The following is a 14256-nucleotide window of genomic DNA, read 5'->3' on the forward strand; positions in this document are numbered from 1 at the left end:
GGTTACTCTCGACCTTCAGACTGCTTGGGCTTAAGGCGAGGAATGGAAGCCTCCAAATCATTGTTGATCTGGATGATCGTCATGGCGCCAGCAATTCCATCCACAGTGAGCCCTGTAATTGCCTGATACCAGCGAACCTGCTCTTCCGCATCCATTCGTTTAACGCGATCGCTTTCAGCACGGGAATCACTGTGCATATCCGCCAGGTCCATCATTCGCGCACCGATCCAGAGTTGCTCACCACCGCCATTACTGTAGAACCCGTCTCCCGTCAGGTATTCGGGCAAGCGCCAGAGTACCCGATATTCACCGAACCAGTGGCGCTCGATACTGGCAAAGGAAACAGTCTGGTTGCCAGACGGTAGGGCCACCTCTGCCGTATCGCCATCGAGTCTGCGGAGCACGACAAAACCGGTGTTGCCGGCCTCATCCTGAAGCTGAAGCATGGCCGGGCGGTCGAGAAATTCCAGGCTTCGGCGGCTGCCCTGTCGATCAAGACACCCCAGCCCGCTTTCTCGGGCCCATTCGCAGGCCACGGGCGCTTCCGATGGCTGGTAGTCCCTTCCCCAGATCCCGAAAAGCACCTGGAACGCCGAAACGGAATCCAGAAGCTGATCCGGTACGGCCTGCTCAGGAGGCCGAGTCGGCTCTTCTGTCGCCGGTAATGGCGCTTCCTCAACTTGTCCGGATTGCTCCTCCACCCGCTCAACTGCCCCTTTCAGCGGCTCTGCCGACGGCAGACCTGATGAGACTGCACTGTCGGGAGACCACCGCTCGAACAACCAGGCGGTTCCGATAATGGCCACCAGTATTGACGCGGCAACGATCAGGTACTGTGTTCTGTCAGCGGATCGGCGTGATCGTGAAGGTACGGGACCAAAGGAAGCGCCACGCACTTCCTTTGCTGCGTGGCGGATATGATCAGCCGTGATTTCATGTTCACCTTCCGCGTAAGCGCCCAATAGAGCCCGGTCGCTGATCAGATTGATCAGGCGAGGAATGCCCTGACTCTCCCGAAAGAGACGAGTCATCGCACGCTGAGAAAATATGTCGCCGCGCATGCCGGCCACGCTGAGTCGGTAGCGAAGATACGCTGGCAACTCGTCCCGCCCGATGGCGTCGAGGTGGTAGCGTGCGGTTACCCGCTGGTTCAACTGTCGCAACTCCGGCAGCGCCAACATTTCCTGAAGCTCGGGCTGGCCAAGCAGGACAATCTGAAGCAGTTTCTTCTCTGCCGTCTCCAGGTTGGTCAGAAGCCGTAGCTGTTCCAGTACCTCGGCCGACAGGTTCTGAGCTTCGTCAATCATCAGCACTTTGTGGCGCCCAGCCGCATGGGCCTTGAGCAGGTCCTGGTTTATCAGGTCCACCAGTTCCTTAATGGTGGCACTGATTTCATGGGGGATTTCCAGCTCGTCACAGATGGAGGACAACAGCTCCCGGGCAGAGAGTCTCGGATTCAGGATCAGCGCGATATCAACGTTATCCGGTACATTTTCGATGAAACATCGGGAAACGGTGGTTTTTCCGGTCCCCACTTCACCGGTGATCACGATAAAACCACCCTGCCCCTGGACCCCATACATCAGGTGCGCCAGCGCCTCCTTGTGGCGATCGCTCAGGTACAGGTAACGAGGGTCCGGGGCAATGGAAAACGGCGGTTCGCGAAAGCCGAAAAAATCGTAATACATATCAGGACGTACCGGAATCCGCGTTACTGATCAGTCTGAGTTCGGCGGTGCGCCGGTTCTGTTGTTTAAGCCTTCGCACACACCGCTCCAGGGTTTTGGAGATGCGGGCATGGGAGCGGATCATGGAGATCTTGGGCCAGGTGGCGCGTTCGCCCGCCAGAATCATCTGACGCACGTAGGCCGGATCAGGGTTCGCCAGCATCCTGCTGTAGTCCTTGAACGAGTACGAGGGGGCGATAGTGACGTCTCCGGAATAGCGCTGGGCCATAATGGTGTACAACTGGCCCGACATCTGCCTCAGAAGTTCCGGCCGCAGGCGTTTACGGAGGTAATCGAACACCCCCTGGCCGTGGAACTGAATTTCGGACTTCATCAAATGCATCGGCAGGTTGCCAAAAGACAGCTTTTCATCACGACCGCGCTGGCTCAGGAAGGGCACCACATGGGGGTTGGTCTGGCTAACGATGGTGTAGTTCACATCGTACAGGTGCATCAAGCGCTCAATGGGCAGATCGCTCACAACCGAGCCATCCACAAACTTCAGGCGTGGCATATAGGGCAGCGTGTTGCCCTGGATGTCCTTTTTCATCAGGGTAACCGGCGGGAAAATACCCGGAACCGCGGCGCTCGCCAGTACCGCACTCCAGACCATCAGGTAAGGCGACGTATATCCGCACAGCAGGCGAGCCTTCTGGTGAGCCTGTACCGGAGAAACACTCACGTTGATCGAACGGCCGGTACGCTGGTATGCCTCCTCAAAGGTGTATTCGCCAATATTGCCGCGCAGACAGTTGCGAAGCTCTTCCTGATCCATCAGCCCGTCTCCGCGAACGGCACTGAGCAGGCCCCGCCACTTCCACGCTTTCAGGTTATGGTTTTCCGGCACCAGCATTTCGGGGATTTCCGCGTCAGTATGAACACCGAGAATGCCCGCAATAATGGCGCCGATACTTGAGCCGGCGATAACCTGCGGCAGAAGCCCTTTTTCCCAGAGGGCCTTGATGACTCCGAAATGGAAAACACCAAGGGTAGCGCCGCCACTGAGCAAAAGCGCCGGTCGACCATAGCTTGTCAGGGTATCGCGAAAGAACTGCAGCTTGTCAGCAACGGAAAAACCGGGGACGGGTTGATCACAGAGGTAATCCAGGGCTTCACACACCTGGGTAATGTATTCTTCGATCAGGTGTTTGGTGCCAACGCGGGATCGCGTGTAAAGTGCCGGGCTGCCCATGTTCCCGAGATCGTGGTGCAGTCCCTCCCTCAGGGCCCGCTTCAGGCGTTCGACATCATTCTGTTGGCGATACTGTTTCAGGTTGCTCAGGCGGTCATAAATCAATTCGTAGTGATAGAGATCGGAAGCGAAATCCTCTTTCCACTCGGCGTTACCTTCCAGAAAATCCAACTCCAACGCTGCTGCCTTCCAGACTTCATAATTCGGCGCCTCGGCCAGCATCTTCCGGAATTTGGCTATTCTTGGATCCTTCAGCACCGCTGACCTCCTATCAATCCGGATGACGCTCAGAAATCCTCGAGCATCAGATCCTCATCATCACCGCTGGCAAACGGATCGTTGACCACCTTCCCGTCATTGATCAGGAATTCCCGACGCTGCAGGAAGGCATTTCGAACAAACACGTAACTGTCGCCAGAGATGAAGCTCTCCGCAGGAATCAAATCCGCGCGTTTATCAACAATCTGGAGGGCGCGGGCGTAATAAACTTCCGGACTGTCCACAGTATCCCAAGCGGATGGCAACGCAAAGCCGTCAGTTGCAAACCCGGTCAGGTGCCTTGGCGTGGAAGGCCCGAGAAACGGCAGCATAAGGTATGGCCCCGAACCGACACCCCAGTAGCCCAAAGTCTGGCCAAAGTCCTCGGGCCGTTCAGGCAGGTCAAAGGCGGTTGCCACATCAATCAGGCCACCCAGACCGAAGGTAGTGTTGTAGGTAAATCGACCCACAGCAACGACTGCCGACTCCCCTTTCAGCTGCAGCACGCTGTTGGTGAAGTTCCGGAGTTCAGTCAGGTTGTTAAAAAAATTGGTGATACCACGATCAACGATCTGCGGGGTAAACGTCCGATAGGCCTGAGCCACCGGTTTCAGGAACCACCGGTCGATCGTTTCGTTGAACGTATACACCTTGCGGTTCCAGTTTTCCCAGGGGTCTTTGGGATCAACCGGTACCGAACCTTCGGGCGGCGGTTCTTGCATATTCTGGGCAATCGCCTGACCCGATGGCACAACGGTAGCCAGGGACAACAACAGGCAAAACGTAACAAGCCGGCGCCGGATAAAAAAGTGTTTCATCATCTGCTCTTGGGTTGTTTAATTCGTTTCAATTCGTCGAAAATACCGGCGCTACTTTTTTATTATTAAACCGTTGTTCCGGAGACACCGATGTCAGTACCGGGAAATCTTGTAAACACGATTACCATGCCCCTTCGCTGGGGAGACATGGATGCATACGGCCATGCCAACAATACAGTCTACTTCCGATTCTTTGAGGAAGCCCGTATTGTCTGGCTGGCCTCACTGGAGCTGGGCGGTCCCGAGGAGCCGACCGGTCCGGTTATTATAAAGACCAGTGCCACCTTTCTAAAGGAATTGAATCACCCGGCAACGGTTGAGGTGAAAACATACGCCGACAAGGCAGGTAACACCAGCCTCGACACCTACCATCTACTGACCGATGTCGATACCGGCGCTGTTTACGCGGAAGGTTATGCGAAGATCGTCTGGTTCGACCGTAAAACACGCTCCTCGGCTCCGCTGCCAGAAACCCTCCGGGCCCTGGCAACGTCTTGAACCAGAGAACGTCTACCGGCGGCGTACCACCACGCTGCCGATGGAATAACCGGCACCGAACGAACAGATAACCCCGAGATCACCACTGACAAGATCGCCCTTGTGTTTGTGGAAGGCGATGATCGAACCGGCGGAGCTGGTGTTGGCGTATTCATCGAGGATGACCGGTGCCTCTTCCTCGGTCGCATCCCGACCCAGCACCTTCCGGGCAATCAGCTGGTTCATATTCAGATTGGCCTGGTGCAGCCACATGCGGCGGAGATCATCCGGGGCCAGAGACAGGCTTTGAAGCTGCTTCTGGATGGTCTCGGCAACCAGAGGCGATACTTCCTTGAACACTTTCCGGCCCTGCTGCACGAAGAGCTTGTCCGGTTTGCCAACGCCTGAATCGTCTGCACGGTTCAGGAACCCGAAATTGTTCCGGATGTTATTGGAGAACTTGGTCTTCAGGCTGGTACCAAGAATTTCGAAACCCTGACCCTTGGACGTATCTTCCTCACGCTCAACGAGGATGGCCGTGCAGGCGTCACCAAAAATGAAGTGGCTGTCACGGTCACGGAAATTCAGGTGGCCGGAACAGATCTCCGGGCTGACCACCAGAACGGAACGGGCACTGCCGTTCTCGACAGAGTTGACCGCTGCCTGGAGGCCGAACGTAGCTGAGCTGCAAGCCACGTTCATATCATAGGCAAACCCCTCGATACCAAGCGCTTCCTGAACCTCGATGGACACGGCCGGATAGGCTCGCTGCAGGTTGGAGCAGGCAACGATTACGGCATCGACATCCTGTGCCGATTTGCCCGCCTGCTCCAAGGCCTCACGGCAGGCGGCCACTGCCATGTCGCATTGCACCGAAGGTTCTTCGTTGCCGCGCTCGGGGATATAGGGTTTCATGCGTTTGGGATCGAGAATGCCATCCTTGTCGATCACATGGCGTCGTTTGATGCCGGACGCTTTCTCGATAAAAGAAGAGGACGATGGCTGCAGTGGTGTCACATCGCCGCTGGCGATGGCATCTGCATTCTCGGCGTTGAATAGTTCAACATACTGGTTAAAGGCTTCGACCAGTTCGTCATTATCAATGGTTGCTGGCGGTGTGTAGAGACCGGTCCCGCTAATAACGGCTTTAATCACGCTAACCCCACGTCATGATTGTGAAAACGGGACACCAAGCGTCCCGTTTGGTTAATTCGTTGACCCACTGCCGGAAATACTAACACAGTCTCTGGGTTTTGCCCGTCAGGTATCAGTCACGGGCACCAGTCTGGTGCGCGCCGTGTTCTCTAAACTCGGGTTTTCTCCCATTGCCGGTCCAGGCGTTTAACCGATACCGTCATCACCGTGCCCAGTTGCTGTGCAAAGAACGACACCCGGAACTCCTCCAGCATCCAGCGGTAAAGGACAAGCTCCGGATCTCGAATCCCCTGCCGCTGTTGTTCGTCCCGCTTCACCGCGTAGCGGGACCAGAGGGGCTCAATGGTGTGAAGAAACTCCCGCTCACGGCCCATTTCCCGGGGCATTTTCTCAAGGCGAATCAGAGCGGCCTCAAAATAACGACCAAACTCCGCCAACCACTCTGGCGGCGTTTGCACCAGAAAACCGGGATAGACAAGGTTCTGCAACTGGAACTTCAGGTCGGCCATGCTGTTAGCCAGCGCCAGGTTGATTTTGCCTTTTAATTGCTTCGCCACTTTCTGGTAACCGGACATGGCCTGATACAGCCGTTCGTCTGCCTGCTCCAAAGCCGGAATGAAATCACCCCGGTGAGTGTTGAACACCTTGTCGAAATCCTCTGCCGTCCTTGGAATTTCGCCCGCGAGAAAATGCTGCATGGCCGTCGCCAAAAGCAGGTCGTCCAACAAAACTTTTGACTGGCCCACCGGCGCAAACATCAGCGCCGACTGCTTGAAACGAGGCAGTTTGCGTTCAAGATCATCAAGCGTCTTGCCGAACCGGTTGAGGATCACGCGGGCAATGGCCTTGCGGGTGATATCTTCAGCGGTCAGCCGATCCAGACAGCGTATCTGGCGCACCTGTTTGCCCAGATCCTCCAGGGCGGGATACACGGTCACCTGCATGCCACCTTTTTCCGTCTGGACCTCTTCCGGCAGTGAACCGAACTGCCATTCGGTGTACTCGCCGCTCGGTTCTGCTGGCGAATCATCCTGTGTTGCCGAGGCCAGTGCCTGCTCGGCCTGACCTTCAAGCTGGTGTTGCAGATCGTCGGTCTCGCGACTCTCAGCGATGGTGCGACCGCCGTCGCCCATGACCCGCAGGTTCATTCGGAGGTGTTTGGGCAATTCCGAGTCGGACCAGGCCTCGGGATCAATCTGCACACCGGTCATGCGGCGCAACTGCTCACCGAGCTGAAGCGTCAGCGGCTCGTTGGAGGGTTGAAGATTCTCAAGAGCCGCATCCACAAAATCGGGTACCGGCACGAAATTCCGGCGCAGAGCCTTGGGCAGAGATTTCACCAGGGCAATACACTTTTCCCTCAACAGTCCCGGAACCAGCCACTCCAAACGACGGGACGGAATCTGTTTGAGAGCCATCAGCGGAACCTGAAGCGTGACACCGTCTTTTTCGCTGGTGGGCTCGAATTCATAGCTCAGCGGATAACGAACACCCTCCCATTCCAGAAAGTCCGGATACAGGTCGGCGGCCTGGGCATCCACCGGCCGCTGGAGTATGTCGGCTTCGGTGAGCTCCAGTTCCTTCAACTGTTCGCCCGAGAGCCCCTTCCACCAGGTCTCGAAATGCCGACCACTGATGATGTCTGCGGGCAGGCGTTCGTCATAGAAAGCCACCAGTACCTCATCATCAACGAGCAGGTCCCGGCGCCGGGTCTTCTTCTCGAGATTCTCAACCGTATCGAGCATCTCGCGATTACGGGCGATAAAAGGCGCCTTCGACCGGTAATCACCCTCCACCAGCGCACGGCGGATGAACAGATTCCTGCATTCCGCCGGATCCACTTTGGCGTAGGGGATGCGGCGCTTGGCAACAATGTCCAGGCCGTAGAGGGTGACCTTCTCGTAGCCCATCACCTGGGCACGCTTTTGCTCCCAGTGCGGCTCGAAATAGTGGTGTTTGACGATGTGACCGGCCAGGGGCTCGATCCATTCCGGCTGAATGGAAGCCACCACCCGGGCAAACACCCGGCTGGTTTCCACAATCTCGGTCGCGACGATCCACTTCGGACTCGTTTTGGCCACCTTGGAACCGGGAAAGATCAGCACTTTCCGGTTTCGTGTTGCCAGATATTCCTTCTTCTCCACTTTCATTGCGACCTGGCCCAGAAGACCGGCCAGAATCGCCTTGTGCAGGGCTTCGTAACTGGCGGCGTCCTTGTTCACCGTCAGCTTCTGTTCACGACAGATCAGAGTCAGTTGGCGATGGATATCCCGCCATTCCCGCATTCGCATCCAGCTCAGGAAACTTTTCTGGCAGACCTTTTTGAGCTGATTCTGGGACAGTTCCTGACGCTGTTCTTCATAGAAGTTCCAGATGTTCAGCAGAGTGACGAAATCCGATTCCTTGTCGTTGAACGGTGCATGAGCCTGGTCCGCTGCCTGTTGTTTATCCTGGGGCCGCTCCCTCGGGTCCTGGATACTCAACCCGGCAATAATCACCAGTGTTTCCGCCAGACTGCCCAGCTCTGCGGCCGTGACCAGCATCCTGGCCAGTCTTGGATCAAGGGGCAGCCGGGCCATGGTTCGGCCAAGCCGGGTGACGCGGCGCTTATCATCCACCGCGCCCAACTCTTCCAGGAGCTTGTAGCCATCGTTGACCTGGCGCTTGTCCGGCGCCTCAAGGAACGGGAACTGCCGGATTTCGCCCAGACCTGACGTGGCCATTTGCAGAATGACGGAGGCCAGGTTGGTTCGAAGTATCTCCGGATCGGTGTATTCCGGGCGATTGATAAAATCCGTCTCATCGTAAAGCCGGAAACAGATACCCGGCGCGACCCGCCCACAACGGCCCGCCCGCTGGTTGGCGCTGGCCTGGGAAATCGGTTCCACCGGCAGTCGCTGGATCTTGGAGCGCACGCTGTAGCGGCTGATCCTGGCCACCCCGGTATCGATCACGTAACGGATGCCTGGCACCGTCAAGGAGGTTTCCGCCACGTTGGTGGAGAGCACAATCCTTCGCCCCTTGTGGGACTGAAACACCCTGTTCTGCTCAGCATTGCTCAACCGCGAATACAGCGGCAGCACTTCTGTATGCCGCAGATCCACATGGCGCAACACCTTGCTAAGATTGCGAATCTCACGCTCGCCGGGCAGGAACACCAGAATATCCCCCGGCGGCTGTTTCTGGCTGCGCTCATGCTGCTCGATCTCGTCGAGGGCACCCAGAACGCCGTCCGTCCAGCCCTGATCCCGGTCGTCCTCATCTCCGGTCAGCGGTCGGTAGCGCACGTCCACGGGATAGGTCCGGCCGCTCACCTCGATCACCGGCGCCTTGTCGAAGAATTCGCTGAACCGTTCGACTTCGATGGTCGCCGAGGTAATGATCACCTTCAGATCCGGGCGCTTGGGCAGGAGCTGACGCAGATAACCGAGCAGAAAGTCGATGTTTAGACTGCGCTCGTGGGCTTCGTCGATGATGATCGTATCGTAGCGATCCAGAAACCGGTCGTGCTGAACCTCCGCCAGCAGGATCCCGTCGGTCATCACCTTTACCCGGGACTGCTCGGAGGTGTTGTCGGTGAAGCGAACCTGATACCCGATCTGCTGGCCGGTCTGCTCACCGATTTCCTCGGCAATTCGCGCTGCCACGCTCCGCGCCGCGATGCGTCGGGGCTGGGTATGACCGATCAGCCCCCGGATCCCCCGCCCGCTGTTCATGCAGATTTTTGGAATCTGCGTGGTTTTACCGGAGCCGGTTTCCCCGGCAATGATCACCACCTGGTTATTTTCGATGGCCTCACGAATGTCGTCGACCCGTTCGGAAACCGGCAAGCCCTCCGGAAAACTGGCCGGCTTGTGCAATGCGTGTCGCTGCTGCACCTTTCCCAGCCCACGCTCGAGCCATTTCGCCATTTTTTCCAGGTCTTTCTGGCCAGGCTTCCCTTTGGTGCGGGCAACCGTTTTAACGATGCGGGCGGCCTCCTGCTGGTTGCAGGCGTCCAGCTGCTCCATCATGGCCTTCACGGCCGCCTCGGCATCAGGTTTCGGAGTCGGTGTGCTCGGATTATCGGAACGGGTGTCTGTCATTGAATTGCCGGAATAGCGCTCACTCGGATTCGATTGGGCGACAGTCTATCGGGAAAGTCGGTATCTGAAAAACGGAAAAACCCCGCCGAAGCAGGGTTCTCCTTGATCAGCTGCTGGAAAGGCTTACTTGTTGTTCGCCTCGTCACGCAGCTCACGGCGAAGGATCTTGCCTACATTGGTCTTGGGCAGTTCGTCCCGGAACTCGAACTGTTTGGGCACTTTGTAGGCGGTGAGCCGCTCGCGACAGAACTCCTTGAGTTCATTTTCTGTCACGCCCTCAGCCGTAGGCACCAGGTAAACCTTGACCGCCTCGCCGCTCTTGGCATCAGGTACGCCAACAGCCGCACACTCGACCACCTTGGGATGGCTGCTGACCACATCTTCAATCTCGTTAGGGAACACGTTGAAGCCCGAGACGATGATCATGTCTTTCTTGCGATCCACAATGCGGATGTAACCGTCTTCCTGGATCAGCGCAATGTCGCCAGTTCGCAGGTAGCCATCGTCGGTGAAGGACTTCTGGGTATCTTCCGGACGCTGCCAGTAACCGCGCATGACCTGGGGGCCTTTGACACACAGTTCGCCGGGCTCGCCCAGGGGCGTCTCATTGCCCTCTTCATCAATGGTTTTAACCTGCGTGGACGGAATCGGAAGCCCAATGGTACCGATCTGAATAGCGCTGTGCGGATTGAAGGTCACCACAGGCGACGTTTCGGTCATGCCGAAGCCTTCGCAAATCTCACAGCCGGTTACCCGCTCCCACATTTTGGCGGTGTCGCTGGTCAGCGCCATGCCGCCTGATGAGGTCAGTTTCAGGCTGCTGAAATCCAGGTCCTGGAACTCTTCATTGTTGCAAAGCGCAACGAACAGTGTATTCAGGCCAAGGAATGCGGAGAATTTGTGGTTCTTCAACTCTTTCACAAAGCCCGGGATATCCCGCGGGTTTGGAATCAAGACGTTGTGAGCACCCGCCTCAAGCATGATGCCGCAGTTCAGGGTAAAGGAATAAATGTGATAGAGCGGCAGGGGGGCAATCACCACTTCCTGCCCCTCAACCACCATGTCTTCCATCATCGGACGGGTCTGCAGTAGATTCGCAACCAGGTTGCCGTGGGTCAGCATCGCGCCTTTCGCCACACCGGTAGTGCCACCGGTGTACTGGAGCACGGCAATGTCGTCCTGTTTGCACTCAACCGGAGTAAATTTCTCTCGGGCGCCCGCACTCAGTACTGCCGGCAGTTTGTGCGCCTGGGGCAGATTGAAGGGCGGAACCATCTTTTTGACATGCTTGATCACCGCATTCATCAGGGTGCGCTTGATAGGCGAGTGCATGTCCGCAATTTCAGTCACAATGACATGCTCAATGCCGGTGTGCGGCAGCACCTTCTCGGCGTTCTCGGCCATGTTGGCCAGAACCACCAGGGCCTTGGCACCGGAATCATTGAACTGATGTTCCATTTCCCGCGTGGTATACAGCGGGTTGGTATTCACCACAATCAGGCCAGCTCGCATGGCACCAAATACAACCACCGGATACTGGCTGACGTTCGGCATCTGCACAGCAATACGGTCGCCAGGTTTCAAATCTGTCTTGTTCTGGAGCCAGGCCGCGAAGTTACGGCTCTGGGTGTCGAGGTCACGGTAAGTGAGCGTTGCGCCAACAGCACTGAATGCGGGACGGTCAGCAAATTTTTTGACCGACTGCTCGAACACATCCACCATGCTTTTGTACTTGTTCAGGTCCACCTCGCGGGGCACGCCGGCGGGGTATTTATCCTGATAGAACTGCTCAAAATCCATCACCATCTCCTGTTTGGCGCTTTTGATTGTAATGATTTACCAATGTCAAGTTGTTTAAAAAATCAACCCTACAAAAGTATCAGCCTCAAAAAAGTGGGGAGAGAATAGCAGTTTTGTAACCGATGAGGTAGTTTTCGAGACTCTGACCCGAACACCGACCTGAACACCTGTACTTTAATGCCAACAGCACGGAGCACGCGATGAGCGATACCCTTGATACTCTGGAGAATATCACCTACGACGAGCTGAATGAGGGCGACACCGCCACCTTCACGCGCACCCTCACCGAGGATGAACTGGTGCTGTTTGCAGCGGTCTCCGGTGATGTAAACCCGGTACACCTGGACGCCGAATTTGCAGCCGGCTCCATGTTCAAAGAGCGGATTGCCCATGGCATGTGGAGCGGCTCCCTGATCTCGGCTGCCCTGGCAACGGTGATGCCTGGCCCCGGTACCATCTACCTGGATCAGAGCCTGTCCTTCAAGCGCCCGGTGAAACTGGATGACACACTCACCGTAAAGCTGAAAGTCCTTCGGAAAGAACCGAAAGGCCGGGTCGTGGTCGAGTGCGATGTACGCAACCAGAACGATCAGCAGGTGGTCATAGGAGAAGCGAAGGTGATTGCGCCATCGGAGAAAGTGTCTCTGCACAAGCCCCGGTTGCCCAAAATTACCATCGAAAACTGAGTTTCTTGCATCGGGCAGTTCTCACTGACTGCCCGATCAGCCGGTTCACCCGGGCAGGAAGTCAATCGGAAATCTGACCTTCCGGGCTTCAACACTGTCAGCCCCGAAATTGAACAGCCTCACCCGCATGGCAATCCGCTGCTCGAGTTTGGGATGTTCAAGCTCTGAGCTGACCACCTCACAGGCTGAGACGGAGCCATCAGGCTCGATGACCAGTTCGAGCAAAACCTTGCCTTCCAGAGTCGGGTCCTGCCGCAGTTCCCGCTGGTACATGGAATAGAGCGCCGATTTCTGGGCATCGAAGACCTTCCGGATATTGCTCATTGCCCGTTCGCCGACCGATGGCTGGGCCTTCACGGGTTTCGCAGCCACTTCCCGGGGTTCCTCCACCGGCGCATCCACTGTTTTGACTTCATGTTCGGCCACAGCGACGCTTGTCTCCGGGGCGGTGGCGTCGGCAACACCACCACTGCCAGCCAGAACCTGCTTCGAGTCCGTGGTTGTTCTGTTTCGTTCCACGGCGTCCGTCTGTGTATTGACCTCAAACTCCCTGGCTGGTGCCTGTTCGGGCGACCTCAGTGAAGCCAGTTTGTCTCTCATGGCAAGCAGGCCGAACCGGGATGCTTTCTCCCGCGCCTGCTCGGCGGTCTGTTTCGGCTCCGGCACGGATTCAGCCTTAGGCTTGGTTTCCGGTTTCGGGGCAGGCGCAGGATCCGGCTCAACCCTCGCGACCTCCGGTTCCGGCTGCTTTGGCTTCTCTTTCACTACTTCCGGTTCTGGCTCGGGCTCGGGCTCAGGTTCCGGCTGGACCGGCTCCGGTGGCATGACAGGTTTCGGCTTTTCCACCAGGCGCGCTAGCCGGGGCGGCACCTTTTCGGCCTCACTGCGTTCAATCTCCGGCACTTCCAGCATCGGGACCAGCAACGCCGGCGGCAGAAACAGCGCCAGCATCACCACCACGATAACCGCGAATCTTCGACGTTCGCCGAGGTCACTGTTCCATGGCAGGCCCGAACCCGCCAACGGGGAATGTGCGTTCTCAGCCATTGCGGACCTCCCCTTCCACGGCCAGACGCACCCGCCGATATTGTTCATCCACACAGGTCTGCATGACCTTGCGAAGCAGCCGATAATCGGTATCCCGCCCAGCCATAATGGTCACCTCAAGCCCCTCCTCCGGGATTTCGGACCAGCGATTACGGCGCCAGGAAAGCTCTTCCGAAAGGCCGGAGATATAGGTGTCACCGGTCTCGATACCCTCCAGTCTTGCCACTTCGCTGCCCTGGACCAGAATGGCATTGCCCGTTACCTGAACTGTCAGGCTCTCAACAGCCTCCTGTTGGGCCGTGGACTTGGGCAATGGCACATCTGCGGTGTTCTGCATCACTTTCACATCCGAGGAATTCACCATCAGGAAAAAAACCAGGATGGTGAAGATGTCCATCAGCGATACCAGGTTCAGACCACCGGGCTTGTGCATCCGGCCGTAATGCCGATGAATTCTTTTCGCCTTGCGGGACGTTTTCATGCCCCCTCTCCTGCTTGGGCACTGGCGTTTGCCGCAAGTTGTCTGTCTTCAGGCGCATCCATCAGAGAGACATCAGGAAACAGCTCCCCCTCCACCACGCTAGCCGCAACAACGGCGGGATACGAGCGAACGGTATCCATTGCCGTAACCAGTGTCTGGTAATCGATGTCCGGTCCTACCTCCAGCACCACGTCGGTTTTATCCGGCACCCGATTCTTGATCTGGCGTAGAACCGCTCGGAGACCCTCGAAATCCTGCCCCTGCTGATCCACGGGAAGCACCCGGATCAGACCTCGACTGCTATCTGCGATCTCGATACCTTCCGGAATGAGGGTAACAACAAGCCGTAACTCCTCTGGCTCCGGTGTCTGCCCTGCTTCCATACCCGGAAAATTCAGCTCGATCATCCGGACCTGGCTGAACACCATGCCAAGCAGCAAAACCGGAACCAACACAATCATGAGATTTAGAAAGGCGGTGATATCCAGTTCCGGCGATGTACTTAACCTGCGGTGACGGCGTCTCATGGC

At 56.9% G+C, this 14256-nt stretch carries 11 protein-coding genes; 2 read left to right on the plus strand and 9 right to left on the minus strand.

The features are described from left to right. Nucleotides 1–2 precede the first annotated feature (2 nt). Genes GJU83_RS00785 through GJU83_RS00795 form a run of 3 tightly spaced genes read right to left on the minus strand, consistent with a single transcriptional unit; the run spans nt 3 to nt 3995 of the window. Nucleotides 3–1688, minus strand: coding sequence for an ExeA family protein (locus GJU83_RS00785; RefSeq protein WP_153633511.1), 1686 nt, complete (start codon nt 1686–1688; stop codon nt 3–5). 1 nt (nt 1689) lies between these two features. Beyond that, the gene (locus tag GJU83_RS00790) at nt 1690–3177 is read right to left on the minus strand and encodes a DUF3336 domain-containing protein (RefSeq protein WP_153633512.1); all 1488 of its coding nucleotides are present in this window, start codon (nt 3175–3177) and stop codon (nt 1690–1692) included. 29 nt (nt 3178–3206) lie between these two features. Further along, nucleotides 3207–3995 (minus strand): MlaA family lipoprotein, encoded by a 789-nt coding sequence (locus tag GJU83_RS00795; protein WP_069183515.1) that lies wholly within the window; start codon nt 3993–3995, stop codon nt 3207–3209. A 90-nt stretch (nt 3996–4085) separates the two neighbouring features. Here GJU83_RS00795 and GJU83_RS00800 point away from each other — a divergent pair, with 90 nt between their 5' ends. Continuing rightward, complete coding sequence (locus tag GJU83_RS00800) at nt 4086–4493, plus strand: acyl-CoA thioesterase (protein ID WP_136629432.1); 408 nt, start codon at nt 4086–4088, stop codon at nt 4491–4493. Between the two features lie 12 nt (nt 4494–4505). Here GJU83_RS00800 and GJU83_RS00805 read toward each other — a convergent pair whose 3' ends face one another. The 3 genes from GJU83_RS00805 to GJU83_RS00815 all read right to left on the minus strand — a co-directional run bounded on the left by GJU83_RS00805 (nt 4506) and on the right by GJU83_RS00815 (nt 11512). Continuing rightward, entirely contained in the window at nt 4506–5627 is a 1122-nt protein-coding gene (locus GJU83_RS00805; protein ID WP_153633513.1) for a beta-ketoacyl-ACP synthase III, read from the minus strand. A gap of 149 nt (nt 5628–5776) precedes the next feature. Next, nucleotides 5777–9712, minus strand: a complete 3936-nt coding sequence (gene hrpA / locus GJU83_RS00810; RefSeq protein ID WP_174804998.1) for an ATP-dependent RNA helicase HrpA — start codon at nt 9710–9712, stop codon at nt 5777–5779. A 123-nt stretch (nt 9713–9835) separates the two neighbouring features. Next, on the minus strand, nt 9836–11512 hold the full coding sequence (locus GJU83_RS00815) for a long-chain fatty acid--CoA ligase (RefSeq protein WP_069183512.1): 1677 nt from the start codon (nt 11510–11512) through the stop codon (nt 9836–9838). 200 nt (nt 11513–11712) lie between these two features. Between GJU83_RS00815 and GJU83_RS00820 the strand changes: the two genes are divergently transcribed. Beyond that, nucleotides 11713–12198, plus strand: coding sequence for a MaoC/PaaZ C-terminal domain-containing protein (locus tag GJU83_RS00820; RefSeq protein WP_069183511.1), 486 nt, complete (start codon nt 11713–11715; stop codon nt 12196–12198). Between the two features lie 45 nt (nt 12199–12243). Here GJU83_RS00820 and GJU83_RS00825 read toward each other — a convergent pair whose 3' ends face one another. From GJU83_RS00825 to GJU83_RS00835, 3 genes are read right to left on the minus strand one after another with little or no spacing between them, the layout of a single operon-like run. Beyond that, nucleotides 12244–13245 carry an AgmX/PglI C-terminal domain-containing protein gene (locus tag GJU83_RS00825; RefSeq protein WP_069183510.1) on the minus strand — a complete coding sequence of 334 codons (1002 nt, stop codon included), beginning with the start codon at nt 13243–13245 and terminating at the stop codon, nt 12244–12246. Continuing rightward, entirely contained in the window at nt 13238–13726 is a 489-nt protein-coding gene (locus GJU83_RS00830; RefSeq protein WP_069183509.1) for an ExbD/TolR family protein, read from the minus strand. The genes GJU83_RS00825 and GJU83_RS00830 overlap by 8 nt, the downstream gene beginning before the upstream one ends. Then, nucleotides 13723–14253 carry an ExbD/TolR family protein gene (locus tag GJU83_RS00835; RefSeq protein ID WP_069183508.1) on the minus strand — a complete coding sequence of 177 codons (531 nt, stop codon included), beginning with the start codon at nt 14251–14253 and terminating at the stop codon, nt 13723–13725. The genes GJU83_RS00830 and GJU83_RS00835 overlap by 4 nt, the downstream gene beginning before the upstream one ends. Between the last annotated feature and the right edge of the window lie 3 nt (nt 14254–14256).

It is taken from the genome of Marinobacter salsuginis, from assembly GCF_009617755.1.
Classification (GTDB): domain Bacteria; phylum Pseudomonadota; class Gammaproteobacteria; order Pseudomonadales; family Oleiphilaceae; genus Marinobacter; species Marinobacter salsuginis.